Here is a 26,101-nt window from a genome sequence, read left to right as displayed (position 1 = left end):
CAGGCGCACAGCATAGCGCGCGCATCTACCGCTGCCTGCGCCGCAGCGCCACGGTTTGGCACCGCAATCCCGGCGCGTGATGCCGCGCTGGCGGCCATTCGTCGCCCGGGGCTTCCGTCGTGGCGCGCGCCGGCTATGCTCGCCGCGTCCCATCCCAACGCGCTGCCATCCGTGTCCGCCAGCGTGTTCCTGATCGTGCGTATCGTGTTCGTCTGGGCCGCCGCGTTGGTGGTGGCAGGGCTCATGTGGGCGCAGCTGTTCGGCGTCATCGGCCCGATCTTCGCATTGGCCTGCATGGTCCTTCTGACGCTGGCCTTGATGAGTTCGATCACCCATGTGCGGCGCGTTCGCCTGATCGCCGATCGGCTGGATCACACCACCTTGTCCACCCGTCAGCGCCGCCAGATCGAAGTGCCGCTGGATGTGCAGGCAAGCTTTGCGGTGACGGAAGAGGCGGTGCGTGCGCTGCCACGTGTGCAGGACATCGAGTGTGCGCCGGGCAGCCTGCTGATCCGTGCCAAGGTGCGCCGCATCGACCCGTATGAAGGACGCCAGCTGTCGCGCTGGAATCTGTTCGCGCGCTTTGCCATTACCCACAACCAGATCCTGGCGACGATCGCGCCGGGGCAGGGCACCAGTAGCGTCACCGTGCTGTGCGAGCCCGATGCTGGCGCCTGGGTGGATCTGTTTGCGGTGGACGAAGGCAGCAATTACGAAAACGCCGAGGCGATCAATCGCGCGGTGGTGCGCCGGGTCGGCGAGCAGCGTCGCGACGCACAGGCCGCCGCCGAGCAATCGGTGATGGAAAAGGAACTGGCCGTGGCGCGTCTGAATCTGCTGCATGCGCAGGTCGAACCGCACTTTCTCTACAACACGCTGGCGAGCGCGCACGTGCTGGCGCGCACCGATCCGCCGCGTGCGGAGATCATGATCGGCGATCTGATCCAGTACCTGCGCCGCTCGCTGCCCAGCGCCGACGGTGCCATCGCCACCCTGGGCGAAGAACTCGAACGCACCCAGGCGTACCTGGAGATCCTGCGCATCCGCATGGGCACGCGGCTCGCCTTGCAGGTGGAAGTGCCGTACGCACTGCGTGCGCTTCCGCTGCCGTCGATGATGTTGCAGACGCTGGTGGAAAACGCGATCACGCACGGGCTGGAAGCCAAGCCAGGCGGCGGCACCGTGTGGATTCTGGCGCGTCGCCACGACGACCATGCCACGCTCACCGTGGCCGACGATGGCCAGGGCTTGAACACGCACAGCCAGGGCACCGGCATCGGCCTGAAGAACCTGCGCGAGCGGCTGAAGTTGATCTATGCCGACAAGGCGACCTTTGCCATCGTGTCCACTTTCCCCAGCGGGGTGGCGGCCACCACCAGCCTGCCATTGCCGGCGCAGCTGGTTGCTGCACCCTCACCGCCGCCGATGCCTACCGTGGCTGCGCACGCCCCGCAGGTGCAGGCATGAGCGCACTGCGTGCCGTGGTTGCAGAAGACGAAGCGTTGCTGCGGCAGTCGTTGCTGACCCTGCTGGCCGAGGTGTGCCCGCAGCTGCAGATCGTCGGCGACTGCGAAGACGGCGCCAGTGCGCTGGAAGTCATCGCCACGCAGCAGCCGGACGTGGCGTTTCTGGATAGCCGCATGCCCGGCCTCACCGGGATCGAGGTGGCGCGTGCGATGCGCCAGGTCGGCCCGCGCAGCCAGGTGGTGTTCGTCACTGCCTACGACCAGTACGCCATCGACGCGTTCGAACACGGTGCGGTGGATTACTTGCTCAAACCCATCAGCCACGAGCGCCTGCAGGCTGCCTGGCAGCGCGTGCAACACGCGCCGCTGCTGGCCAGCCGGATGGCGCGCTGTTGGAGGCCTTGTTGCAGCGTCTGTCGGCACGCCCGGCGGCGGCCAGTGCTGCGCCGCCGCTGGCCTGGCTCACCGCCAGCAGCGGCCGCGAGACGCGCTTGATCGCCTTGGAAGAGGTGGCGTATTTCCAGGCCGATCAGAAGTACACCACGGTGATGACCGCTGCCGGCGAAGCGGTGTTGCGCACGCCATTGCGCGAACTGCTGGATGTGCTAGACCCGCAGGTGTTCAAGCAGATCCACCGCTCGACCATCGTCAACATGAAGGCAGTGGCCTCGGTCGTGCGCGACGACACCGGCAAGGGCCGGCTGGCGGTGCGCGGACGCAGCGAAACGCTGACTGTCAGCCAGCCGTTCATGAGCCTATTCCGCGGGATGCAGGTGCGGTGAGCACGACGTTGCGGGCGGTCGTCAGGCAGATGCGGACGGCGCGCTCAACCCGAAGTGCAAGCGTGAGTGGTCCATCCGTTTCCGTGCAGCGTCCGCATCCGTCTCACGTCTAAGCAGCTGCGGTGTCGGCCAGTCTGGATTCCCCCGTTTGCATCAATGAAAGGATTTCCTCCATGCGCCTGATCGCCTCCCTGGTGTATTGCCTGCTCGCCCTGGCCGGCTGCCATGAACGCAATGGCACCACCTCGATCACCCGTGCCACCCGCGATGTGATCTTCAGCAAGACGCTGACCACCGCGACCACGACCAACGTGCATTGCCTGGCCAGCGATTCTGGTCACTGCTACTACCTGATCTACGAAGAACAGTGCGCGCCCCGCCGCGCCGGGACACCGCCAGCGCGCCGGCCTGCGCCCGCAAGACACTGGACAGTGTTGCGCTGACGCCGGGGCAGGTACGCGAATTCCACGGCGTCTCCGGCCAGGCGCACACCTGCGTGGATACCGCGGCACCACGGGCCGACTGCCATGGCTGAGCGGCATCGGCTGAGGCGCGGGTGGGCCGCGGTTCACTGGATCTGCCGGGGACGAACGAGGAAAACGTCAGTAAGCCTGAATAGGCACTGACGGCACGCGGCCGCTTCTGCGATCATTACACGCTTGTTGCCGGTTCACGGCGTCCTCACTGACAGGCTTTTCATGTCCGAACATGCGCTACGCCGCGACGTTGGCCCCTTCGCCCTCATGCTTACTGGCTTGGGCTCGATTATTGGCTCCGGTTGGTTGTTTGGCGCTTGGCGCGCGGCCGGGCTGGCCGGTCCCGATGCGGTTTGGGCCTGGGTGCTGGGCGCGGCGATCATCACCACCATCGCGGTGTCCTATGCCGAACTGGGCGCGATGTTCCCCGAATCCGGCGGCATGGTGCGCTACAGCCATTACTCGCACGGCTCGCTGGTCGGCTTCATCGCCGGCTGGGCCAACTGGATCGCCATCGTCTCGGTGATCCCGGTCGAGGCCGAGGCCTCGGTGCAGTACATGGCGTCCTGGCCATGGGCCTGGGCGCAAGGACTGTATGCGCAGGCGCCTGGCGGGGCAGGCGAGTTGTCGGTGCCCGGCTTGCTGATTTCGGCGGTGCTGGTGCTGGTGTATTTCTTGCTGAATTTCTGGAGCGTCAAGCTGTTCGCGCGCTCCAATACCTTGATCACGGTGTTCAAGCTGGCGGTGCCCGCCGCGACCGGCGTGGCGCTGATCGCCAGCGGCTTCCACAGCGAAAATTTCAGCGTGGGCGTCCACGGCGATGCGCAAGTGCTCGACCTGGCCGCGGTGCTCACTGCGGTGGCCACCGCCGGTATCGTTTTCAGTTTCAACGGTTTCCAGAGCCCGGTGAATCTGGCCGGCGAAGCGCGTAACCCCGGCCGCAGCATTCCGTTCGCGGTGCTGGGTTCGATCGCGTTGGCCACGGTGGTCTACGTGATCCTGCAGGTGGCCTACATCGGCGCAGTGCCGCCGGATCTGCTCGCCAAGGCCGGCTGGCACGGCATCGATTTCCGCTCGCCATTCGCCGAGTTGGCCATCATCGTCAACCTGCAGTGGCTGGCGATGCTGCTCTACATCGATGCGTTCGTGAGCCCCAGCGGTACCGGCATCACCTACACCGCCACCACTGCACGCATGGTCTACGGCATGGAAAAGAACGGCACCATGCCGGCCGCACTGGGCAAGCTGCACCCGGTCTGGGGCGTGCCGCGCATGGCCATGTTCTTCAACCTGGCGGTGTCGTTCGTGTTCCTGTTCTTCTTCCGCGGCTGGGGCACGCTGGCGGCGGTGATCTCGGTGGCCACCATCATTTCCTACCTCACCGGCCCGATCAGCGCGATGGCGCTGCGCCGCCATGCCCCGGAACTGCACCGCCCGCTGCGCATCGCCGCGCTGCCGGTGCTGGCCGGCGTAGCCTTCGTGATGGCCACCGAACTGCTGTACTGGGCGCGCTGGCCGCTGACCGGCGAGATCATCCTGCTGATAGTCGTGGCGCTGCCGGTGTACTGCTACTACCAAGCCAGGCAGGGCTGGCCGGACCTGCGCCGCAACCTCAAGGGCGCGGCCTGGATGATCTGCTACCTGCCGATGATTGCGCTGCTGTCCTGGGCCGGCAGCAGCAAATTCGGCGGCCACGGCTATCTCAGCTACGGTACCGATCTGGCCATGGTTGCGGCAGTGGGCGTGGTGTTCTACATCTGGGGAGTGCGCAGCGGCTGGCGCACCCCGTCGGTAGAGAAGCCGGTTGCGCAGGCGTGAGTGCGTGCACGTTCGGGTGCGCTGCCGGCCGGCGCTAGCTGTCGCAAGCCGGCTGGCAAGAGCGGCTGGGAATAAAAGCGGCTAACAAAACGACAGCGCTCACCGCCAGGCGGGCGCGGCCGGTGCTCGGAATCGGTGTGTACCACGCGTCCACTGCGGTTGTGAGCGCGCCGTCCGCGCCCACCTGACAGCTGCTCGCGACGTGTTGTTAGCCGCTCTAAAGAAGAACGGCCGGTGCATTGTGCATCGGCCGTTCTTGTATTCAGCGCATAATCGCTGCAGGTGGATGCGGCTGGATCGACGCTTCACTGCATCCGCATGCCGGCGTTTGTCAGGAATTCACCACCAGCCGCGGTGCGCCATCGAAGCGGTCCAGTTCGCGCAGCAGTTCGGTATAGCGGCGCAACCGGCCCATTTCGCGCATGTTGATGATGTCTTCGTGGCGCAGCTCGCGCCTGGAGCTCACCTCCTGCTTGTAGCGCAGTACTTCCGGGTAGCGGCGGGTCATGTCCAGCGCGTCGGCAACGCACTCCACCGAATCGGCATCCGGCGTCACCCGCGCGCGGCTGTTGAAGGCGCGCAACCACCGCTCGAAACCGGCGCTGTGGTCGAACAGATCGGCGATGTACCACATCACGAACAAGATCGATGTCCACGAGGTGAAAATGATCACGATGCGGCTGAAGGTCAGGTGGTAGTCGTTCTGCCAGAGCTGGTGCGTGATCACCCCCAGCAACACCAGCGAGATCGCCTGCCAGCCGATGATCGAGGCGATCACCCACTGTTTCTTGGCCACCTTGAGCAACGTGAGCTCCTCATCGAGCTGCGCGTCGGTCTTGTCGCGCCAGTGAGCCACCTGCTCGTCGAAGGGGAGCCGATGGAGTGCGTTGTCCTGCAATAGCAGGCCTAAACCCTGGAACAAAGCGATCATGACAAGCTCCTGACGGATGGCTGGTACGAACGACTTGCTGCACTGGCCGCGGCCGGTGCCCTGGTGCGTCCGACACGCGCTGGCGATGCAGTGCGTGCAGGACGGTCTTAGTTCTAGCACTTTTGCCGTGCATGGCAATGCCCCAGGCGCAGCTGTGACCACGCCATGCTGCGCACGCGCGCACAAATTGCTGAATTCAGGCGGATTTAGCGCACTGCCGCCGACGCCTGCCTGCGCGCCATCTCCGATCTTGCTGCACTGCACACCTGATGCTGCGGCCATCGCCATGTCCGGGGAGGCGAGCAAGCCGTCTTGCCCGGCATGTTGAAAGCGACGAAGCAGGCGGCTTGTGCCACGCCGAGCCGGCGCGTAGCGCGATGGGGACGATAAGCGCCTGGCTGATCGATGCGCCTTACAGATGCCCGGTCACAGCGTCCCCATCTCTGCGGCCTCAGCACGGCCGTCACTGCAGAGCCGTCGCCAGCGCTGACGTACGGGCAGACGCCTGGTCGGCACTCCCCTGATCTGGCGTTACAGATGAGCTGCGTATCATTGCGGCATGTCAGCCGTCCTGCGTACCCTCACTGCCCCCGCCGCCAAATAGATCCGCCGCTGGGTGCTCGACGCGTTTCCGCGGGGTCAGAGCACCATCGAATACGATCAGCCGCTGGGCGATCCCGGCATCTTCGGGCCCGACAGCATCACCTGGCGCATCCATTCCGAATTTCCGGGCATGCTGTCCGGCGGCTTGTGCGCATTGATGCTGCAGTTGTTGCATCCGCGCGCGCTGGCCGGGGTCTACGACCATTCCGACTTCCGCACTGACCTGATCGGGCGGCTGCGGCGCACTACCAACTTCGTCGCCGGCACGACCTACGCCCCGCGTGCGGAGGCCGAGCAGCTGATTGCCCGCGTGCGCAACATCCACTCGCATATCCGCGGTCGTACTGCTGACGGCGTGCCCTACGACGCCAACGACCCGCAGTTGCTCACCTGGGTGCATGTCACCGAAGCCTATGGGTTTTTGCAGGGATGCCGGCGTTATTGCCGCGATGTGCCTGCCGATATCGCCGACCGCTATTACGACCAAGCGCGGCGCGTTGCCGAAGCGCTGGGCGCAGCCGACGTGCCGGCCAGCGAGGCGCAGGTGGATGCATATTTTGCATCGGTCCTTGGAGAGCTCCGCATGGATGCGCGCGCGCGAAGTGCTCGACATCCTCACCAGCATCCAGCTGCCGGTGCCCGCGGCAGGCCTGTCGCGCCGCGTGTTTCTCGGTGCTGGCACGGCCTTGTTGCCCAATTGGGCTGGCGACATGCTCGGCCGCAGCATCACGCAACGCGCGCAGGCGCGCGCATCGGCACGATTGCTACGCAGCATGTCGCCGCTGTTTCGCACGGCCTTGCGCGACGGACTGTCTGCGCGCGCGTGCCGGCGCATGGAGTTGCCGCCAGCCATGTTGCTGGAGTGGCCTGAGAGCGTGTAGTGGGTGCGGGGCCGGGTTGCGGTGCGGCCCGCGAGTGGCATGAAGAAGACGCCTTGCCGGTTGCCTCGTCGTTTACGGCTGACAGCGGTGCTGTTCAAGGCGGGCAGGGTGCTGCGGGATCCTACCCGCATCCCAACCCCCGCTCGGCGCCCCGGCCCGCGCTTGCGGTGCGGGCGCTCCAGGCACGCGCGCCAGTGGCGCGTCAGCCGTGCCTTGTCGCCCCGCAGGGAGCGGAACTTCCGTAGCAGATGTGTTTGGCGTCAACGCCAGTCGACCGTGGCGTCGAAGAACTGCGCTGCAGCCAAGGGCACCAGCGCACCAACAACACCTACCAAATCTTGACCCGCTGCTCCGGCGGCAGATATAGCTGCTGGCCCTGCGTCACATCGAAGGCCGGATACCACGCATCCAGATTACGCACGGTCTGCGCGCGGAAGCGACCGGGTGCGTGCACGTCGGTAAGGACGACATTGCGCAGTGCTGCGTCGCGGTATTTGCCGCGCCAAGCCTGTGCAAAGCCCAGGAAAAAGCGCTGATCCGGGCTGAAACCGTCGATGGTCTGGGGGTGCTTGCCCTGCAACGACAACTGGTAGGCATCGTACGCAGTGGCCAGGCCTGCAACGTCGGCGATGTTTTCGTCCAGCGTCAGCTTGCCGTTGACCGACAAGTCGTCGAACGGTTTGTAGGCACTGAACTGCGCGGCCAACGCGTTACCGGCGCTCTCGAACTTCTTCAGGTCTTGCGGCGTCCACCAGTTATGCAGCTCGCCGTGTTCGTCGAACAGTGCGCCCATGTTGTCGAAGCTATGGCTGATCTCGTGCCCGATCACCTCACCGATTGCGCCATAGTTCACCGCGTCGTCGGCGGCTGGGTCGAAGAACGGCGGTTGCAGGATTGCAGCCGGGAAGATCAGGCGGTTTTCCAGCGGCACGTTCAGCGCGTTGACTTCCTGCGGCAGCATGTACCACTCGCGATGATCGACTGCCTTGCCCAGCTTGGCCAGATTGCGGCGGTACTCGAACAATTGGGCGCGTTCCACATTGCCCAGCGCATCGTCGCGACGCACGTCCAGCCCGCTGTAGTCGCGCCAGGTGTCGGGGTAGCCAATCGCCACCGTCAAGCCGGCAATTTTCGCCTTGGCGTGTTGCTTGGTTTCGGCAGTCATCCACTCCAGGGCATCGATGCGCTTGCCGAACGCAGTGATGATGTTCTTGACCATCTCTTCGGCACGCGTCTTGGTCTGCGCTCTGACGTACTTCTGCACGTAGCGCTTGCCAACCGCTTGGCCCAATGCGGCGTTGGTCGCGTCGATGCCGCGCCTCCAGCGCTGGCGCTGCTGCGGGGTGCCTTCCAGCGTGGTGCCATAAAACGCGAAGCGCTCGTCGGCGAAGGCCTTGGACAAATACGGCGAGGCGCGATCGAGCGCGCGGAAGCTCAGGTAATCCTTCCAGGTCTGCAGCGGCTCGGACTGCACCAGCGCCGCCAACCCGCTCACTGCGCGCGGCTGCCACACGATGAAATCCTGCTGTGCGCTCAGACCGGCTGCGTCGAAGAACAGCGCCCAGTCCAGGCCAGGAGCATTGTGCGTGAAATCTGACTGTTTCCAGGCATTTGCCCCGGCCTGCACATTGTTGGTTTGCTCCGGGGTGGCGTGCACGCGCGCCATGGCAACTTCCAGTGCCAGGACACGCTCGGCCTTCGCGGGCGCATCGCTGATGCCGGCCAGCTCCAGCAGCGTGACGATGTGCGCACGGTAAGCCGCGCGCAGTTGCGCCATGCGCCCACCGTCCAGGTAGAAACTGCGCTCGGGCATTCCCAGGCCACCTTGCACCAGATAGGGCACGTAGCGGCCTGGATGATGCAGGTCTTGCGACACCCACAGGCCGAACAGCCGGTCGGTGTAGAAATTGGTGGAGTTGAGCAGATCCACATCGGCGCGCAGCTGGCCGCCCAAGGTGCGCGCCAACGCCTGCTTGTCGTCGAGCTGGGCGATCGCATCCAGTTCTGGTTGCACCGGGCGCACGCCCTTGGCCTCGATGCTGGCTTCGTCCATATAGGCGGCGTAGTAGTCGCCGATCTGCTTGTCTTCGCCGGTGACGCGGTCATTGGCGGCAGCGCCTTCGATGATGTCGCGGCTATGTCTCTCGGTCTCGATGGCGATGGAGACGAAGCTGTTGAAGCTGGAGCGGTCTTGCGGAATCTGCGTGGTCTTGACCCAGTTGCCGTTGGCGTAATCGAAGAAGTCCTCGCCCGGCGCCACGCTGCGGTCCATACCCGCCATATCGAAGCCGAAGTCGCCGAGCTTGGGCTTGCTGGGGGGCGGCGTTGGGTGCGTGCTCGCGGCCGGTGTCGCGCCATCGCGGTGGCACGCGGCGGTGGTCAGCAGCGCGGCAGACATGACAGCGATCAGGACGGGGCGATGCAAAGCAGCCATGCGGCGCAACTCGTATAACCGGAACGGACAGCACAGTGTAAGTGCCCAGCAGTGCCAGGTGCCGGTTCGATGTCAGGCGACGCTGTGGATCGTGGTGTTGCGGACACGCTTTGTTCAGCGCCGGCGTTGATACCAGAAGCCGAGTGCGTCGCGGGTCTGCAGCATGCGCCGTCCGCGCCACAAAAATCGCAGCAGCAAGCCGAGGTGTTCGCGCTTGGAGAAGCTGCGCAGCTTGCGGTCGGAGGTGTGCACGGTCTGGCGCAAGATCACAAAGCGTCCGCAGCGCGCCAGCGCCCGACTCAAGGCCACATCTTCGCCGGCGTAGTAGCGCGTATCGAAGCCCCCCGCGCTGACGAATGCCACCCGCGTGCAGTACAGAAAGCAGCCCGGCGCAATGCCGGACACACGGAAAAACCAGCCAAACAACGCTTGCGCCACGCGCTCTGACCACACCCGCTTGCCCTGCAGATGCACCTGCGCACCGCCGCCTACCGCGCCAGCATCCAGCGCAGCCAATGCTGCGCCGACGACGTGCGGGTTGATCAAGGTGTCGGCATCCAGAAACAGCAAGCGTTCGCCTTGCGCGGCCTGCGCGCCGGCGTTACGCGTCGCGGCGATGTGGCGCAGCTGCACCTCAAGCACCTGCGCACCATGGCTGCGTGCGATGTCCGCGGTGGCGTCTTCGCAGGCATCGGCGACCACAATCACTTCGTAGTCCAGCTGCATGGCCTGCGCGCAGGCATGCAGGCATTGCAGCGTGTCGCCGATCAGAGCGGCTTCGTCATGGGCGGGAATCACGAAGGACAGCATGGGGCATGGTTCGTGTGGACTGCACCCAGTGTGCAAGTGGCTGCGAGGCGAGGATGTGAGCGCAGGCGGGCGGCTCGACCTGCTCGCGATCAAACGCGCGCTGCTGTGCAGGTACAGACCGATCCATCGCGTGCGTGAGGTCTGGATCGAGGCACTGGTGCGCACCAAGCTCCGCAGGCATCGACGCAGTGCCGCAACGATCGCTGTGGAACTGTGAAGACGACGATCAGGCCGCGCGGCCTAGCGGTTGACCGCGCCCATCATCGCTTCCGGATAGCGGGTGCCGGCCGCCGCCTGCGCCGGAAAGATGGCATCGATGCGGGCCAGTTCGTCCGGCATCAGCGCCACATCCAGTGCCGCGATGTTTTCTTCCAGATAGGCCAGCCGCTTGGTGCCCGGGATCGGAACCAGGTCTTGGCCCTGCGCCAGTACCCAGGCCAACGCCAATTGCCCGGGCGTGATGCCCTTGGCGGCAGCGATCGCTTTGACCTGCTCTACCAGCTGCAGGTTGCGGGTGAAGTTGTCACCCTGGAAACGCGGCGAATGGCGGCGGTAATCGTCGGCATCGAACTCGTCAGGCGACGAAAACGCACCGGTCAAAAAACCACGCCCGAGCGGCGAGTACGGCACGAACCCGATGCCGAGTTCGCGCACCGTGGCGAACACACCGTTATCTTCCGGCTCGCGCGACCACAGCGAATATTCGGTCTGCACCGCGGTGATGGGATGCACCGCATGCGCACGGCGAATGGTGGCAGCGGCCGCTTCGGACACACCGAGGAAGCGCACCTTGCCCTGTTCGACCAGGCGCGCCATGGCGCCTACGGTGTCTTCGATCGGCACGTTGGGGTCGACGCGGTGTTGGTAGTACAGGTCGATATGCTCAACGCCCAGCCGACGCAGGCTGGCCTCGCAGGCGGATTGCACATACGCCGGGCTGCCATCGATGCCACGCACGGATGGATCGTCGGGGTCGAGTTTGATGCCGAATTTGCTGGCCAGAAACACTTCGTGCCGGCGCGAGGCAATCGCCTTGCCGACCAGCACTTCATTGGTGTGCGGGCCGTACATGTCGGCGGTGTCGAGCAGGCTGATGCCACGGTCGAGCGCGCGGTGGATCACCGCGATCGAAGCGGCCTCGTCGCTGCGGTCGCCATAGAACGCGCTCATCCCCATGCAGCCAAGGCCGAGAGCCGAAACGGTGGGGCCGGAGCGACCAAGCGTGCGGATTTGCATGGTGGGGCACTCCGTGCAGCAAAAGGTCAGGGAACAATGGCGCGGGGTGCGTTAGTGCGATGTGGCCCACGCGCTGATCACAGCCCGCACAGCTCGGCCGGCAACGCTGCCGAACTGCGCAGGCTGTGATGACGTGCGATCAGCGCTTGAGCTTGGCGGCGAATTCGGCCACCCGCTTGCCGAACAGCTTGGCCGTTTCCAGATCGCCACTAGGCGGTGCTTCGTCCGCCGATGCGTCCGACGGCGAAATCGCCAGCGCGCCGCCCCAACCGCCCGTCCAGTTCACGTCCTGCGGCCCGTGTGCCTTGGTGTTGGCTGGCGGCAGCCCGGTGCCTACCCAGATCTGGCCATGCTGCTGCGACAGGGTCCACAGATATTGGATGGTGGTGGCCTTGTCGCCGTTCGCCGATGCCGAGTTGGTGAAACCGGCAGCGACCTTGTCCTTCCATGCCTGCGCAAACCACGGCTTGGAGCTGGCATCGGCAAATTTCTTGAACTGCCACGCGGGCCCGCCCATATAGGTGGGGCTGCCGTAGATGATGGCGTCGGCGGCACTGATGGCCTCCCAGGCGTCGTCGGGCAGGTTGCCGTCCTGGTCGATGCGGTACAGCGTGGCCTCGCCAACGCTGGCTGCGCCTGCATGCACGGCTTCGGCCTGCTTGACGGTGTGGCCGTAGCCGCTGAAATACACAATGGCGATCTTGCTCATGGACACTCCTGGCGAATGAGGGAACCGGATTGTGCGCATACCGGTCAAGACAGCAGAATGGCCACGCACGGGACGAACTGTTGCCAGCGTCGTTTGCCGGGGCGTGTGAACCGTGATGCGCGTTCCGAAGGTGCTGCGCATCAGCCTGGGCGCGCTGTTTCTGGTCCATGGGTTGACCACACTGTTGGTCTTCACGCCAGCCGGCACCGTGGCTTGTTTCCAGTCGCTCGGCCTGCCCGCTGCATTGGCGTACGTCAGCATGACGCTGGAACTGGGCCTTGCTGTCTCCCTGCTGCTGGGCGTGCCGCTGTTGCTGGGTACGATTGTCACGGTGCATGGTGCCAACGGGTTCGGTGTCTCCAATCCGGGCGGCGGCCGGGAATACCCGGCGTGATGGGCGGTGTTGCTGATCGTCCAGGCGTTGCTCGGCGACGGGGCGTTCGCGTTGAAGCCCTCGCACTGATGCTGTTTGATCCATCAAGGAGTTGTCCATGACCCGCTTGCCCTCCCTGTATATCTCGCATGGTTCGCCGATGACCGCACTGCAGCCGGGGCAAGTCGGCGAGCGGCTGGCCGACTTGCGGCAGGCGTTGCCGCGGCCGCGCGCCATTGTTGTGGCCAGCGCGCACTGGTTGGGCCGCCGTCCGCTGGTCAGTGGCGCGGTACGGCCGCCCACCATCCACGACGTCGGGGGCTTCCCGGCACCGTTGTATGAGCTGGACTATCCGGCGCCCGGCGAGCCGGCATTGGCGCAGCAGATCATGCGCCGGCTGGAGCAGGCCGGCCTGCATCCGCATCTGGATCCGCAGCGCGGCTTCGACCACGGCGTCTGGGTGCCGCTGCGCCTGCTGTATCCGGACGCCGACATCCCGGTGGTGTCGCTGTCGATCCAGCCCGAGCTTGGCCCGGCGCACCAGTTCGCGGTGGGGCGTGCGCTGGCGCCGTTGCGCGATGACGGCGTGCTGGTGATCGGCTCGGGCAGCATCACCCATAACCTGCACGACTTTCGCCACGGCTACAGCACCGAGCGCGAAGCGCCATATGTGCGGCCCTTCATCGAATGGACAGAGCGCACGCTGCTGGACAACGACATCCCCGCGCTGCTGGACTACCGCCGCCAGGCACCGCATGCCGAGCGCGCGCATCCCAGCGACGAACACTTCCTGCCGTTGTATGTCGCGATGGGCGCAGCCGGCGACGACCGGCTCGGCGCGCAGCGCATCGACGCCGGCATCGATGCGGGTTTTCTGGCGATGGATCTCTATCGCTTCGACGGCAACGCAGCGGTGGCTGACCCGGTGGCTGCATAGCGCTGGAAGCCAGTGTGGGTGCTTTTAGCTCAGTGCCGATCGGTGGCCGGCGCAATCGCGCGCGTGAAGGTGGGTGTGGCATGCATGCCGGTGCGAGCGCGGCAGTCGCCACATTCGTGCCGCAGCGCTGTGAAGCATTCACGAACAGGTGCGGGCCAATCTCATAGGCTGAGACGCCACCGCTGCATGCTGCCCGCGTGAAAATCCTCGACAAGCTCGTTGTCCTCGCCGACGCCGCCAAATACGACGCTTCCTGTGCCTCCAGCGGTGCCAACAAGCGCCATTCGCTGGGCACCGGCGGTATCGGCAGCACAGAGGGCATGGGCATCTGCCATTCGTACACGCCCGACGGCCGCTGCGTGTCGCTGTTGAAGATCCTGTTGACCAATTTCTGCATCTTCGACTGCGCGTATTGCGTCAACCGTGTCTCCAGCAACGTGCGGCGCGCGCGCTTCACGCCGGAAGAGGTGGTCACGCTCACGCTGGACTTCTACAAGCGCAATTACATCGAAGGTCTGTTCCTGTCCAGCGGCATCATCCGCAACTCCGACTACACCATGGAGCAGCTGGTGGAAGTAGCGCGGCAGTTGCGCGAGGTGCACCATTTCGCCGGCTATATCCACCTCAAGACCATCCCGGATGCAACGCCGGAATTACTGGCCGCTGCCGGGCGTTACGCCGACCGTTTGAGCATCAACGTGGAGTTGCCCACCGAGCAGGGCCTGACGCTGCTGGCGCCGGAAAAAAGCGTGGGCGGCATCCGCTCGGCCATGGGCGAGTTGCGCTGGCGCATCGAAGAAAATCAGCTCGAACGCAAAGCCGAAACGGTGCGCCGGGCCAAGCCGCCGCGCTTCGCACCGGCCGGGCAGAGCACACAGATGATCGTCGGCGCCGACGACGCCGACGACCGCAGCATTCTGGACACCAGCCACAATCTCTACGGCAATTACCGCATGCGCCGGGTGTACTACTCGGCCTTCAGCCCGATCCCGGATGCCTCGTCCAAATTGCCGTTGCAGGCACCGCCGTTGCAGCGCGAGCACCGGCTGTACCAGGCCGACTGGCTGCTGCGCTTCTACGAGTTCAGCGTGGAAGAAATCGCGCCGGCGCAATCCAGCGGCATGCTCGATCTGGATGTGGACCCCAAGCTGGCATGGGCGTTGCGCAACCCGGAGCGCTTCCCGGTGGATTTGAATGCGGCACCACGCGAGATGCTGCTGCGCGTGCCGGGCCTGGGTACGCGCAATGTGGAGCGTTTGTTGTTGTCGCGACGGCATGCGCGCTTGCGCGTCGGCGACCTGGCGCGGTTGCGCGTGCCGATGAAAAAGCTGCTGCCGTTCGTCAGCGTGCTCGATCATCATCCGCGCCAACGGCTGGACGATCCGGTCAGGTTGCGTGCGCAGTTGGCGCCAGCGCCGCGGCAGGCGAGCCTGTTCGACTGACTTGCCATGTTCAGCGCTGAGGTGGAACCACCGTGGAGTTTTGAAGCGTGGCGTGCGTTGGCGCGGGCGGGCTGGTGCGCGCAGGCAGAGCCGGATGATGTGGCCTGGAACGGCGGTGCGCAGGGCGGGCTGTTGATGGGGCAGGGGCTGCTGGAACTGCCGGCCGTGGTGCCGCCACCCCGTGTCTCGGCAGACTTCATGCAGCTGGCGGCATCGGTGCTGTGTCATCGCGATCCACAGCGGCACGCCGTGCTGTACCGCTTGTTGTGGCGGGTTGCCTGCGGCGAGAAAGCATTGCTGGAACGCGCCACCGATGTGGATGTGCACCGGCTGCGGCAATGGCAGAAGGCAGTGCAGCGCGATACGCACAAAATGAAGGCCTTCGTGCGCTTCCGCCGCTTGCCCGGGGAAGAGGAAGACTTCGTTGCCTGGTTCGAGCCCGAGCACTGGATCGTGGACCGGGTAGCGCCGTTTTTCGCACGCCGTTTTGCCGGCATGCGCTGGGCGATCTTGACCCCGTATCGCAGCGTGCGTTGGGATGGCGAGGCGTTGAGCTTCGGCGCAGGTGCGGGGCGCACGCAGGTGCCGGCCGACGATGCGCAGGAAGCACTGTGGCGCACCTATTACGCACATATCTTCAACCCGGCGCGGCTCAACCAGACCATGATGCGGCAGGAAATGCCGCAGAAATATTGGAAGAACCTGCCCGAAGCAGCGTCGCTGCCGGAACTGATCCGCGAAGCCGGTGTGCGCGTGCGCGAGATGGCCGAACGCGCGCCTGAGCCAGTGCGGCGACGGGTACCGGCGGCGCCTGCGCCACAGCCGGATACGACAACCCACAGCCTGGCGCAGTTGCGCAGCGCTGCACGCGATTGCCGGCGTTGCGAATTGTGGCAACCGGCGACGCAGACGGTATTCGGCGAGGGGCCCGACGATGCATCGGTGATGGTGATCGGCGAGCAGCCAGGCGATGAAGAGGATTTAAGCGGGCGCCCGTTCGTCGGGCCCGCCGGGCGCCTGTTCACCATGGCGCTGGGCGAGCTGGGTGTCGATCGCCAGAGGTTCTACGTGACCAATGCAGTCAAGCATTTCCGTTTCGAACAACGCGGTAAACGGCGGCTGCACCGCAACCCGGAGCGCGCGCACGTGCAGGCATGCAGTGGGTGGTTGCAGGCCGAACGCACGCAATTGCGTCCAGCGCAGATCGTCTGCCTGGGTGCGACTGCGGCGCAGGCGGTATTGGGAAGAAGCGGCTTCCGATTGATGCAGGAACGCGGGCAGTGGCAGCGCCTGGACGATGGCACGCCGGTCTTGACCACGGTGCATCCGTCCTGGGTGTTGCGGCAGCCATCGACGGATGCACGCGAAGAAGGCTATCGCGGATTTGTCGAAGATCTGCGTCAGTTGCTGAACCCACCGCAGCCGCGGGAACGATCGTTCGAGAGAGAAAGGTAACGCGCGGCGCAGGCAAAAAAATACGCGTGCAACGGCACGCGCACGGTGTCGGAGAATCGTGACACCAAGTGGAGCCACCGGCACGCCGGCGACGCCATCGCCGCCGCTTCGTGGTGGGGTGGCGGTTGCTGGAGGCTGGCTCCAGCAGCGCGCAGCATGGTTGAACTAAGAGCGGCTACCACAACGGAGCGGGCAGCTGCCAGGCAGGAGCAGCCGGTGCTCGGAATCGGCATGTACCACGCGTCCACTGCGGTTGTGAGCGCGCCGTCCGCGCCCAACTGACGGCCGCTCGCTCCGTTGTGGTAGCCGCGCTCAATCTTGCAGCCACCGACGTGTATTGCGGATGCACCGCCGATCTATTGCTCGGATGTGCCGATCAACAGTGGCGAACAGAACGCGCCGGGCAGTCGTCGGTTATTGCGTCATCGGTGCCCGACATCGACATGGATAAGATGTCTTCCGTTTCGATGTCCAACACCGTCTACGGGTGTGCGATGGCTTGCCAACCATTTCGACGAGCGCTTCTGATGCAATCGCGCTCCTGCATCAAACCGCTGCGCCATCGGCGGAAAAACCGCATTCCGCCGATGGCGTCGTGCACGCGTCAGCAGCGACGCGTCGCACTGCAACTGCAGGTAGTTACGGCATCAACACCTTGTCCACCACGTGGATCACGCCATTGCTCTGCATGACATCGGCAATGGTGACGTTGGCGGTATTGCCCTTGGCGTCGGTAATGGTGACCTTCTTGCCATTGAGTTTTGCGGTCAGCGGCTCGCCCTGCACCGTGGTCAGCGTAGCGCTACCGCCGCCGGCCTTGATCTTGGCGATCAGCGATGCAGCATCTACCTTGCCCGGCACCACGTGATAGGTCAGCACCTTGGTCAGCGTCGCCTTGGATTCGGGCTTGAGCAAGGTATCGACAGTGCCGGCCGGCAGTGCCGAGAACGCCGCATTGGTCGGTGCGAACACGGTGAACGGGCCCGGCCCCTTCAGCGTCTCGACCAGGCCGGCGGCTTTGACGGCAGCCACCAGCGTGGTGTGGTCCTTGGAGTTGACCGCGTTATCGACAATGTCCTTGGTTGCCAGCATCGGCGCGCCGCCAACCATTGGATTGGACGCAGCGTAGGCGGGGGCCATGGCGCTGGTCAGGGCAATGGCGGTAGCAGCGGCAAGCGACTGGAATGAAGTCTTCATGAGGCATCGATCCTTTGGGTTGGCGATCGCCTGGATGGCAACCGTGAACACTGATACGCGGCCTGATGCGGCGCGGATGCATCACGCGTTTTTTACATAAACATGTTGCGCTGCAATGTTGCCGCATTCTGCCGTCGCGGCCCTGATCGGGTGGCCTGTGGTTGAGTCTGTTCGACCAGCGATAACGACACAGGCCGACCGATGGCTTGAAAACGCTACTGCGCAACTGCACTGCAGGCGACGCGCGATCAGGCTGTTACAACGTCCAGCGGCGTCATCGCTATTGCACGACCTCCCTAATGCGGCACGAATGTTCGCGATTGGCAAAGGCGACGCGGGTCGCGTGCAATTATTGTTGGTGCCTCGCATGATCATCAGTGCTGATAGGCCGTAAAACATGAAATCCGAAAAGAGCGAATCCAATCGATGGGTGCTGCCGACACTGCTAGTGGCAGGCACGCTGGCGTTATTCGGCACTGCACAGGCATCAGCCGTCACGCCTGCGCCATCAGCGACCGCTTCCGGTCCTGCGAATGAGACCTATCGACCAGGGCAGAAATGGAGCGTCCCGAGAGAGTGGGAATTCACGATTGATTCCGCACGCGTGGCCAAGGTGAAAATTCCCAATCATGGCGGCGGTTCCTGGGTTCCTATGCAAGTGATCCTGCTGACCTATAGCTACAAGAACATCGGCTTCGACGACAGCGCCAATGACAAGGACGGCGGCCCGTCGACGCTGGCGTTTTCGAAGGCGCATATCGACGTGTCCGATGCCAACGATGCGGACAACCGCGGCACAGGCAATTACCCGGTGCGCATCAAGCTCGTCGAAGACGCTCACGGTCAGAGGGTCGGGCAGGAGATGATGGGCGCGCAGTGGCCATATTCCTTCAAGAAAAAGGTCAAGGCGGTCAAGGTGACGGTGCGTCACTACGACTCCAAGCTGAAACTGCATGATGCGATCTTCCTGGTCCCGGTCGAGGGCGCTCGGCAATCGACGCCGCATGCGCACAGGCACCTTTCCCACCGCTGATCCTGGTTCGGCGAGTCAGTGCGGGCATGCGTGAGTTGCGAGCGATCACGTGCCGGCTGCTTTCGACGGCACCGCGTTCCAGGCGATCGAGCGGCCGTTGGCTTTAGCGGTGGATCATCGCCTGCCTGCTGCCTGCTGCCTGCTGCCTGCTGCCTGCTGCCTGCGGTACGCAGCGCGCATGCGCATGGCGCGCCGGTTGCATCGCCTCGCTGGCGCAGCGGTTCATCGTGCCGTACGCCATGATTTCTTGACGAAACACGGCCGTGCCTGCCCATCCGGCAGACACCATGTCGGACCGACAGACACACGCCACAGTGCGTAGCACGACACCATGGTGGCGATCACTCCGCAGGACCACTCAGGGCCATGCGGTGCGGTGGTTTCATCGCCGGTTGCAACCCGGTATGGTCCCGTAAGTGCGTTGTTGTGCGTCGCAATATGCGATGCCGCACGTGCGGCCGCTCTTTCATTCCGGGTTTTTATGCATTCGATCGATGTCGTCCTCGCCATGTTGCTGGCGGTCGCGGCCAGCGGTTATCTCATCCGCATCCTGCCGTTCTCGCTACCGTTGCCGTTGGTCCAGATTGCGCTGGGCGCGGTGGTCTCCGGCGTGTTCGATGCGGGGCACGAACTGGAGCCGGAGCTGTTCTTCCTGTTGTTCCTGCCGCCACTGCTGTTTCTGGATGGCTGGCGCATTCCCAAACAAGGCCTGTTCCGCGACAAGGCGGCAATCCTGGAACTGGCGTTGGGGCTGGTCATCTTCACCGTGATTGGTGCCGGCGTCTTCATCCATTGGCTGATACCGGCGATGCCGCTGGCCGTGGCGTTCGCGCTGGCGGCGATCATTTCGCCGACCGACCCGGTGGCGGTGTCGTCGATCGCCTCCAAGGTGCCGATTCCCAAGCGCCTGATGCACATCCTGGAAGGCGAGTCGCTGCTCAACGACGCCTCGGGCCTGGTGTGTTTCCAATTCGCGGTGGCGGCCGTGCTCACTGGCACCTTCTCGGTCACGGCCGCTTCGCTGACCTTCCTGTGGGTGGCGCTGGCTGGTCTGGCCTTGGGCGTGGCGACGACCTTCGGGTTGAGCCGCATCCAGGCCTGGATCTGGCGGCACTTCGGCGAGGAGCCCGGTTCGGCGATCCTGGTCAACCTGCTCACCCCGTTTGCAGCCTATCTGCTGGCCGAAGCCTTCCATGCATCGGGCATCCTGGCCGCGGTGGCCGCCGGCATCACCATGAGTTACGTGGAAATGGCCGGCAACGCGCCGGGCAACATGCGCCTGCAGCGTTCGGCGGTGTGGGACACGGTGCAGTTCACCTTCAACGGCATCATCTTCGTGCTGCTGGGCGAGCAGTTGCCGGGCATTCTGGACGGCGCGGTGCGCAGCGTGCAGGAGGCCGGGCACCTCAATCCGTGGTGGCTGGCGGTGTACGTGGCCACCATCAGCGCCAGCCTGATGGCGTTGCGCTTCGTCTGGGTGTTCCTGTCGCTGCGCTGGAATATCTTCAAGGCGCAGCGACGCGGCGAGGCGCATGTCAGCCCGCCGTGGCGGATCGTGGTGGCGGTGTCGCTGGCCGGCGTGCGCGGCGCGATCACCCTGGCTGGCGTGCTCACGCTGCCCTTGATGCTGGAGGACGGCTCGCCATTCCCGGCCCGCCAGTTGGCGATCTTCCTGGCGGCCTCGGTCATTCTGGTGTCGTTGCTGGTTGCCAGCGTTGCGTTGCCGCGGTTGTTGCGCGGGCTGGAGCTTCCCGAAGAAGAAGACGAGCAGCTCAAGGAAGACCTGGCCGCGAAAGCCGCCTCGCAGGCAGCGCTGGATGCAGTGGAAAAACTGCGGCAGCGGCTGGTGGATGGCAGCAAACATGCCGAGCGCTACAACGCGGCGGCCAACCAGGTCAGTCAGCGCTATCAGCGCAAGCTCGGCTCGGTGGACATGGCCGAGACCGATCCGGAAGAGGCGGTGGCCTACGAAAAGGCGCTGCGTCAGTTCCGGCATGCGGCGTTGGTGGCCGAGCGCAATGAGTTGTTCAAGCTGGCCCGACGCCGCGAGATTTCCGACGAGTTGTCGCGGCGGCTGGTGCGCAATCTGGATCTGATCGAGTCGCGCAAGCGCGCTTGAGCGCGTGGGAATGGGGATTGGGGAATCGCAAGAGCCACGGCGGTCGTGAGGTCGTCGTTGTGAAGGAGCGCGCTTGCGCGCGATAGCACTCCGTACTGATGTCCATCATGCGCAGGCGTGTTCCGGCTGATCTGCGTGTTGGCCTAGCGGCGATGCACGTCGGGAGACACACTCCCATCTCACCCACTGCCATCGTCACGGCGCACCGCCTACCCTGGGGCGCTTATCGTCTTTCGTATCGCACCCATGACGTCGATCGTTGCCATCCATGGCTTGAGCAAGACCTACGCCGGCGGTTGCCAGGCGCTCAAACAGGTGGATCTTGAGATCCAGCGCGGCGAGATCTTCGCGCTGCTCGGCCCTAACGGTGCCGGCAAGACGACCTTGATCAGCATCATTTGCGGGTTGATCAACCCCAGCACCGGCACCGTGTTGGCCGATGGGCACGACATCGTGCGCGACTACCGCGCCGCGCGCGCCAGCATCGGTTTGGTGCCGCAGGAACTGGCCACCGACGCGTTCGAAACGGTATGGGCCACGGTACGGTTCAGTCGCGGCCTGTTCGGCAAGCCGGCCAATCCGCAGTATCTGGAAACCATCCTGCGCGAGCTCTCCTTATGGGAGAAGCGCAACAACAAGATTTCCACGCTGTCCGGTGGCATGAAGCGGCGCGTGCTGATTGCCAAGGCGCTCGCCCACGAGCCGCGCATTCTGTTTCTGGACGAGCCCACTGCCGGTGTGGACGTGGAGCTGCGCCACGATATGTGGCAGATGGTGCGGCGGCTGCGCGAACAGGGCACCACCATCATTTTGACCACCCATTACATCGAAGAGGCCGAAGACATGGCCGACCGCGTGGGTGTGATCAACCGCGGCGAACTGGTGCTGGTGGAAGACAAGCGCACGCTGATGCGCAAGCTCGGCAACAAGCAGCTGACGCTGAGCCTGCAGGCGCCGTTGCAGGCGTTGCCCGCCGCGGTGGCCGATCTGCCGCTGGAGTTGGCTGCCGATGGCAATCGTTTGATCTACACCTTCGACACCCAGGCCGAGCAGACCGGCATCGGTGCGTTGCTGCGCCGGCTCAATGCGCAGGGCATCGACTTCAAGGACCTGCATTCCAGCGAGAGTTCGCTGGAAGAGATCTTCGTCAACCTGGTGCATGGCGCACGTCAACAGGAGGTGCGCGCCTGAATGTGCATGCGATTGCGGCGATCTACCGTTTCGAAATGGCGCGCGCGTTCCGCACGCTCACGCAGTCGATCGCCTCGCCGGTGTTGTCTACCTCGTTGTACTTCGTGGTGTTCGGCGCGGCGATCGGTGCGCGCATGGGCGATATCGACGGCATCAGCTATGGCGCTTTCATCATTCCCGGGCTGGTGATGCTGTCGCTGCTCAACGAAAGCATTTCCAACGCGTCGTTCGGCATCTACATGCCGCGCTGGGCCGGCACCATCTACGAGGTGCAGTCCGCGCCGGTGGCGTGGTGGGAGATCGTGATCGGCTACGTGGGGGCGGCGGCGACCAAGTCGGTGATGCTGGGGCTGTTGATCCTGCTCACTGCGCGCCTATTCGTGCCGTACCAAATCGCCCATCCGGTATGGATGCTGGGCTTTCTGGTGCTCACCGCACTGACCTTCAGCCTGTTCGGTTTCATCATCGGCATCTGGGCCGATGGTTTCGAAAAATTGCAGGTGATTCCGCTGATGGTGGTGACGCCGCTGACCTTCCTGGGCGGCAGTTTCTACTCGATCAATATGCTGCCGCCGCTGTGGCAGAAGGTCACGCTGTTCAACCCGGTGGTGTATCTGATCAGCGGCTTCCGCTGGAGTTTCTACGGCAAGGCCGATGTGCATATCGCGGTGAGCGCCGGCATGACCTTTCTGTTCCTGGTTGTGTGCCTTGGCGTGGCGGCGGCGATCTTCCGCAGCGGCTATTGGCTCAACGCGTGAGTGGTGAGTGCAGTGGTTTTGTCGGCCGCATCCTGGTGGATGCCGGCGGGAGTTCAGGTCAAACGCTGCGTGGGTCGCGTGCGCGGTGCCCTCGCCGCTCGCGGGACATGCCGTGACTCCGTCCCTGGGGCTCGATGGCGGCATCCATGCCGCCAACGGTTCCGCAATCGGCAAGGACACCGCACCAGACGGTTTCCTGGCGGCTTTATTGAAAGCGTTGCACACCGACCAACGCGACCGGACCTTGCCCGCGCACCGTCGCGGGACCTGACGTGCCATGGATGCCGCGTAAACGCGGACAAGAACGTACTTGCAGCATGTCCCGCGACGGTGCGCGGGCAAGGTCACTGCAGCCAGGGCACAGATCCGCCAGCCTGCAGCAGCCTGGCGTGAAGTGGTGTTGTCAGCCGCTTTTACTCGGCAGCCGGCTTGGCGCCGTTCTTGGTGTCCAGGTAATAGGCCGCCACTTCGCCCTTGATCTTCATCGTCATCGGGTTGCCGCGACGGTCGCGCGCCTTGCCGACCTGCACCTTGATCCAGCCTTCGCTCACCGAGTATTCCTCCACGTTGTCGCGTTCGACACCGTTGAAGCGCACGCCGACGCCGCGGTTGAGGGCATCGGCATTGTGGAATGGGCTGCGCGCGTCGATGGCCAGGTGATCGGGAGGGGTATCGCTCATGGGAAAGGCGTCATGGCGGCCGGGAGAGACGTCTTCGACCGCACAGGATACGGGCCTGCGCCGTGAAGACCAGCCCCGGCGACGCAGTTGCGTGCGGCAATCTGTTTGCTTGCGCGCCATCAGGCCTCACACTTCCGCCCTGCAATCTGTGGAAGTGAGACCGTGATGCCCGACAACAGCGCCGACTACGATGAACCGGATGACCTCAGCGCCGACAACGACGACGATCCGGACACCCATCAGGGGCTGGTCTGGAACCTGTTGCTGCTGATCAATCCGGGCGACGAAGAAACCGCGCTGCGCCAGTTCGATGCCTATCGCGAGAGCGCCGGCGAGACCGATGGCGATGCGTGGTTATGGGCGCTGAAGGATGCGATCGACTGGAGCTCAGGGTTCTACGTGGATGGCAGCGACAGCGAAACGCTGATCAGTGCGATCGACGAACTGGCCGCACGCTGGAACTTGCGCATCGACTGGGGCGGCGACATGGACGATGACGACTTCCTGGTCGCCAACGACACCGCCGCGCTGCTGACGGTGGCGTACGATCGCCTGCGCGAATACGGCTACACCCTGTGGTGTTGGGACACCGGCAGCGACGACCGTGCCGGCTGGATGGCACTGAGCCGCAACGATGAGGACATGCAGCGGCTGGCAGCGATCCTGGGTGCGGATCTGCGCCCGGGCAGCGATCCGTTCTAACCCGCTTGCCGACGACTGCCGCCCGGGCCACGGCCAGTGGGGATGAGAACAACGTTGCCGAACCGCAGGCATGGCATGGCATGGCGTGCCCTGCGCGACCTCGCCGCGCTGGAGCGATGCCCGCCAGATCACTGCCGGGCCATCAAGGACACATTGTTGAAACCACCGTCTCCGCCGACCAGCTTGATGAAGTAGGTGCCGGCCTGTGGCGAGGGCAGTCGCAGGGTCTGCGTATTGCCGGGACGGACCGAACGCAGGTCGTAGCTACGGGTGGTGGGCTCGGCGCCGAACGTCAGGTACAGGGCGACATTGCCGCTGCCGCCGTAGGACAGCACGTTCAACGGCGTCCCCGCGGTGGCGGTGAAGCTATACAAATGCTCCTCGTCGACGCCGGCACTTTGCGCGGTGACCGGCGTGCGGTTGCTCAGTGCGGTGCTCACCGGCTTGCAGCTGCTGCCGCTGCAATTGGTGCGGACATAGTCCATCGCCGCCGTCGCATCAACGATGCCGGTACCGATCGGTGTCGCCGTCGGCGGTGGCACCGGGAAGGCGCGCGCGGTCTGTTTCAAGACCGCCTGCAGTTGCGATGGGTTGAGCGGTGTCTTGCCAGTGCTCGCCAGCGAGCTTTGCACCAACGCAGCCACGGCCGCGACGTGCGGCGAGGCCATCGAGGTGCCGGCATAGCCGAGGTACTTATATTGACCGGAGGTCGGCGTGGTCTTGCCGCTATAGCCGGTCGACAGCACCAACCCGTCCCAACCGCCGTTACCGGTGTCCTGGTCCTGGCCGCCGCCGGGTCCTGACAGGTCGACGACCGAGCCGAAGTTGGAATAGAACGTGATGCCGCCGGTGATGCGGGTGGCACCCACGGTGATCACGTTGCTGCAGCTGGCCGGGGTGAATTGCGCCGCATCGATGGCATCGTTGCCGGCGGCCACCACCACCGTGCTGCCGTTGGCGACGGCCGTATTGATCGCCTGCTGCGTATTGCTGTCGCAGCTGCCAAAGCCGCCCAAGCTCATGCTGATCACTTCGGCCGGATGGGTATTGTCCGGCACGCCATCGACGTGCCCGCCCGATGCCCACACGATCGCATCGGCGATATCCGAACTCATGCCGCCGCAGTGCCCGAGCGCGCGGATCGGCAGGATCTGGGCGTCGTGTGCGGCACCAACGCCGCCAATCCCGTTGTTGGTCAGTTCGCCGATCGTGCCGGCCGTGTGGGTGCCGTGCCAGCTACTGGCGCGCGCGCGCTGCAGGCAGGTATTGTCGTCGTCTATCCAATCGCCGTAGTCGAGCGCGCCGGGTACGCGGCCGTCGGTGGCGCGACGGGACACACTTGCGTTGGTGATGAAGTCGTAGCCCTGCAGGATGTGGTCGTTGTTCTTCAGATCCGGGTGGTCGGGCAGGATGCCGGTGTCGATCACCGCCACCACCACGCCGCCGCCGGTGGAGGTCTCCCAGGCCTTGGGCGCGCGGATCCCGCCTGCGCTGTCCTGCATATGCCATTGATATTTCGCGTAGAACTTGTCGTTGGGCACTGCCGGATCGGTGTGCTGCGCTGTTGCACGCGCCTGTGCCGGCAGTGCGGCCGACCCGACCAGGTCGAGCACCGGCTGCATCATCCGATCCAATTGCGCGTATTCGACGGCGGGGTCGGCGCGCAGTTCGGTCAGCAGCCTGGTTTGCTCGGCAGTAGTCAGATGACCGGTCAGGCGCAGCACGCTGGCACCGGTGCCGCTGGTGCGCAGGACGCGCGCGGCCATCGGCGCGCTACGGGCGGCGTTGCTGCTGGGAGGCAACAGGTTGGCGCGGCGTGCGGCCGACGACAGGATGGACGCGCGCAGCGCGTCGGAGCCGATGCTGGGCCTGTATTTGACGATGAGCCTGCCGGCCGCGGGCGAGCCGTCAGGCACCGGGCTGTCGACCAGACCACGCTGTTCCAGCGGATCGTTGGCCGCATGCAGTTGGAAGGGGGCAGTGGCGAGCACAGCGCTCAACAACAGGGTCCGGAGTGGCGGAGAGGCGATGTTCATGGGCGCAATTCCAAGAAGAAGGGGATGGCGGT

At 64.7% G+C, this 26,101-nt stretch carries 21 protein-coding genes, 2 other RNA genes and 3 pseudogenes; 18 read left to right on the top strand and 8 right to left on the bottom strand.

Annotated elements, in window-relative coordinates; translation table 11 throughout:
- Nucleotides 1–171 precede the first annotated feature (171 nt).
- From WJW29_RS01460 to WJW29_RS01440, 5 genes and pseudogenes are all read left to right on the top strand, one after another.
- Complete coding sequence (locus tag WJW29_RS01460) at nucleotides 172–1,467, top strand: histidine kinase (protein ID WP_113001756.1); 1,296 nt, start codon at nucleotides 172–174, stop codon at nucleotides 1,465–1,467.
- Nucleotides 1,464–2,248, top strand: a pseudogene (locus tag WJW29_RS01455) (LytTR family DNA-binding domain-containing protein). Before WJW29_RS01460 ends, WJW29_RS01455 begins: the two are co-directional and overlap by 4 nt.
- Nucleotides 2,249–2,421: 173 nt before the next feature.
- A pseudogene (locus tag WJW29_RS01450) lies at nucleotides 2,422–2,783 on the top strand (hypothetical protein).
- 163 nt (nucleotides 2,784–2,946) lie between these two features.
- Nucleotides 2,947–4,542 carry an APC family permease gene (locus WJW29_RS01445; RefSeq protein WP_011407535.1) on the top strand — a complete coding sequence of 532 codons (1,596 nt, stop codon included), beginning with the start codon at nucleotides 2,947–2,949 and terminating at the stop codon, nucleotides 4,540–4,542.
- Nucleotides 4,543–4,679: 137 nt separating this feature from the next.
- A non-coding RNA gene (locus WJW29_RS01440) (sX9 sRNA) lies at nucleotides 4,680–4,756 on the top strand.
- A gap of 117 nt (nucleotides 4,757–4,873) precedes the next feature.
- Here the strand turns inward: WJW29_RS01440 and WJW29_RS01435 are convergent.
- Nucleotides 4,874–5,560, bottom strand: a complete 687-nt coding sequence (locus WJW29_RS01435) for a hypothetical protein (RefSeq protein ID WP_075242201.1) — start codon at nucleotides 5,558–5,560, stop codon at nucleotides 4,874–4,876.
- A 529-nt stretch (nucleotides 5,561–6,089) separates the two neighbouring features.
- On the opposite strand from WJW29_RS01435, the gene WJW29_RS01430 reads away from it, so the two are divergent.
- The gene (locus WJW29_RS01430) at nucleotides 6,090–6,947 is read left to right on the top strand and encodes an oxygenase MpaB family protein (RefSeq protein ID WP_011407537.1); all 858 of its coding nucleotides are present in this window, start codon (nucleotides 6,090–6,092) and stop codon (nucleotides 6,945–6,947) included.
- Between the two features lie 338 nt (nucleotides 6,948–7,285).
- On the opposite strand, the gene WJW29_RS01425 is transcribed toward WJW29_RS01430, so the two are convergent.
- The gene (locus WJW29_RS01425; RefSeq protein ID WP_041182364.1) at nucleotides 7,286–9,355 is read right to left on the bottom strand and encodes a M13 family metallopeptidase; all 2,070 of its coding nucleotides are present in this window, start codon (nucleotides 9,353–9,355) and stop codon (nucleotides 7,286–7,288) included.
- A gap of 150 nt (nucleotides 9,356–9,505) precedes the next feature.
- On the bottom strand, nucleotides 9,506–10,201 hold the full coding sequence (locus WJW29_RS01420) for a glycosyltransferase (protein ID WP_069964489.1): 696 nt from the start codon (nucleotides 10,199–10,201) through the stop codon (nucleotides 9,506–9,508).
- 28 nt (nucleotides 10,202–10,229) lie between these two features.
- On the opposite strand from WJW29_RS01420, the gene WJW29_RS01415 reads away from it, so the two are divergent.
- The gene (locus WJW29_RS01415) at nucleotides 10,230–10,418 is read left to right on the top strand and encodes a hypothetical protein (protein WP_033013160.1); all 189 of its coding nucleotides are present in this window, start codon (nucleotides 10,230–10,232) and stop codon (nucleotides 10,416–10,418) included.
- 23 nt (nucleotides 10,419–10,441) lie between these two features.
- Here the strand turns inward: WJW29_RS01415 and WJW29_RS01410 are convergent, their stop codons facing one another.
- Nucleotides 10,442–11,437, bottom strand: a complete 996-nt coding sequence (locus WJW29_RS01410; RefSeq protein ID WP_011407539.1) for an aldo/keto reductase — start codon at nucleotides 11,435–11,437, stop codon at nucleotides 10,442–10,444.
- Between the two features lie 139 nt (nucleotides 11,438–11,576).
- A complete protein-coding gene (locus WJW29_RS01405; RefSeq protein WP_011257563.1) occupies nucleotides 11,577–12,146 on the bottom strand; it encodes a flavodoxin family protein in 570 nt (189 codons plus the stop codon).
- 115 nt (nucleotides 12,147–12,261) lie between these two features.
- On the opposite strand from WJW29_RS01405, the pseudogene WJW29_RS01400 reads away from it, so the two are divergent.
- The 5 genes and pseudogenes from WJW29_RS01400 to WJW29_RS01380 form a co-directional block, all read left to right on the top strand.
- Nucleotides 12,262–12,537: pseudogene (locus WJW29_RS01400) on the top strand (DoxX family membrane protein); the annotation flags it as partial.
- Between the two features lie 100 nt (nucleotides 12,538–12,637).
- Nucleotides 12,638–13,456 (top strand): class III extradiol ring-cleavage dioxygenase, encoded by an 819-nt coding sequence (locus tag WJW29_RS01395; RefSeq protein ID WP_011407542.1) that lies wholly within the window; start codon nucleotides 12,638–12,640, stop codon nucleotides 13,454–13,456.
- 197 nt (nucleotides 13,457–13,653) lie between these two features.
- Nucleotides 13,654–14,898 carry a putative DNA modification/repair radical SAM protein gene (locus tag WJW29_RS01390; RefSeq protein ID WP_069964490.1) on the top strand — a complete coding sequence of 415 codons (1,245 nt, stop codon included), beginning with the start codon at nucleotides 13,654–13,656 and terminating at the stop codon, nucleotides 14,896–14,898.
- Nucleotides 14,899–14,904: 6 nt separating this feature from the next.
- Nucleotides 14,905–16,353: a UdgX family uracil-DNA binding protein gene (locus WJW29_RS01385; RefSeq protein WP_044757123.1), complete on the top strand. Its 1,449-nt coding sequence runs from the start codon at nucleotides 14,905–14,907 to the stop codon at nucleotides 16,351–16,353.
- Nucleotides 16,354–16,584: 231 nt separating this feature from the next.
- Nucleotides 16,585–16,661: non-coding RNA, sX9 sRNA (locus WJW29_RS01380), on the top strand.
- Nucleotides 16,662–16,992: 331 nt separating this feature from the next.
- Here WJW29_RS01380 and WJW29_RS01375 read toward each other — a convergent pair.
- Nucleotides 16,993–17,550 carry a fasciclin domain-containing protein gene (locus WJW29_RS01375; protein ID WP_011407544.1) on the bottom strand — a complete coding sequence of 186 codons (558 nt, stop codon included), beginning with the start codon at nucleotides 17,548–17,550 and terminating at the stop codon, nucleotides 16,993–16,995.
- 397 nt (nucleotides 17,551–17,947) lie between these two features.
- Here WJW29_RS01375 and WJW29_RS01370 point away from each other — a divergent pair, with 397 nt between their 5' ends.
- The 5 genes from WJW29_RS01370 (at nucleotide 17,948) to WJW29_RS01350 (ending at nucleotide 22,922) form a co-directional block, all read left to right on the top strand.
- Nucleotides 17,948–18,583, top strand: coding sequence for a hypothetical protein (locus WJW29_RS01370; protein WP_228329679.1), 636 nt, complete (start codon nucleotides 17,948–17,950; stop codon nucleotides 18,581–18,583).
- Between the two features lie 481 nt (nucleotides 18,584–19,064).
- Complete coding sequence (locus tag WJW29_RS01365; RefSeq protein ID WP_042464458.1) at nucleotides 19,065–20,702, top strand: Na+/H+ antiporter; 1,638 nt, start codon at nucleotides 19,065–19,067, stop codon at nucleotides 20,700–20,702.
- A 246-nt stretch (nucleotides 20,703–20,948) separates the two neighbouring features.
- Complete coding sequence (locus WJW29_RS01360) at nucleotides 20,949–21,893, top strand: ABC transporter ATP-binding protein (protein ID WP_011407547.1); 945 nt, start codon at nucleotides 20,949–20,951, stop codon at nucleotides 21,891–21,893.
- On the top strand, nucleotides 21,890–22,651 hold the full coding sequence (locus WJW29_RS01355) for an ABC transporter permease (protein ID WP_027703259.1): 762 nt from the start codon (nucleotides 21,890–21,892) through the stop codon (nucleotides 22,649–22,651). The genes WJW29_RS01360 and WJW29_RS01355 overlap by 4 nt, the downstream gene beginning before the upstream one ends.
- Before the next feature lie 112 nt (nucleotides 22,652–22,763).
- Complete coding sequence (locus WJW29_RS01350; protein ID WP_153296752.1) at nucleotides 22,764–22,922, top strand: hypothetical protein; 159 nt, start codon at nucleotides 22,764–22,766, stop codon at nucleotides 22,920–22,922.
- A gap of 142 nt (nucleotides 22,923–23,064) precedes the next feature.
- Here WJW29_RS01350 and WJW29_RS01345 read toward each other — a convergent pair whose 3' ends face one another.
- Entirely contained in the window at nucleotides 23,065–23,331 is a 267-nt protein-coding gene (locus tag WJW29_RS01345; protein ID WP_011407549.1) for a DUF3297 family protein, read from the bottom strand.
- A 165-nt stretch (nucleotides 23,332–23,496) separates the two neighbouring features.
- Between WJW29_RS01345 and WJW29_RS01340 the strand changes: the two genes are divergently transcribed.
- Complete coding sequence (locus WJW29_RS01340) at nucleotides 23,497–24,033, top strand: hypothetical protein (RefSeq protein WP_011407550.1); 537 nt, start codon at nucleotides 23,497–23,499, stop codon at nucleotides 24,031–24,033.
- Between the two features lie 128 nt (nucleotides 24,034–24,161).
- Here WJW29_RS01340 and WJW29_RS01335 read toward each other — a convergent pair whose 3' ends face one another.
- Nucleotides 24,162–26,069 (bottom strand): S8 family peptidase, encoded by a 1,908-nt coding sequence (locus WJW29_RS01335; protein WP_011407551.1) that lies wholly within the window; start codon nucleotides 26,067–26,069, stop codon nucleotides 24,162–24,164.
- Nucleotides 26,070–26,101 lie beyond the last annotated feature (32 nt).

Source organism: Xanthomonas sp. JL1 (genome assembly GCF_038405005.1).
Note: the sequence above shows the minus strand (reverse complement) of the source record. Positions and strands in the feature narration are given on the sequence as shown.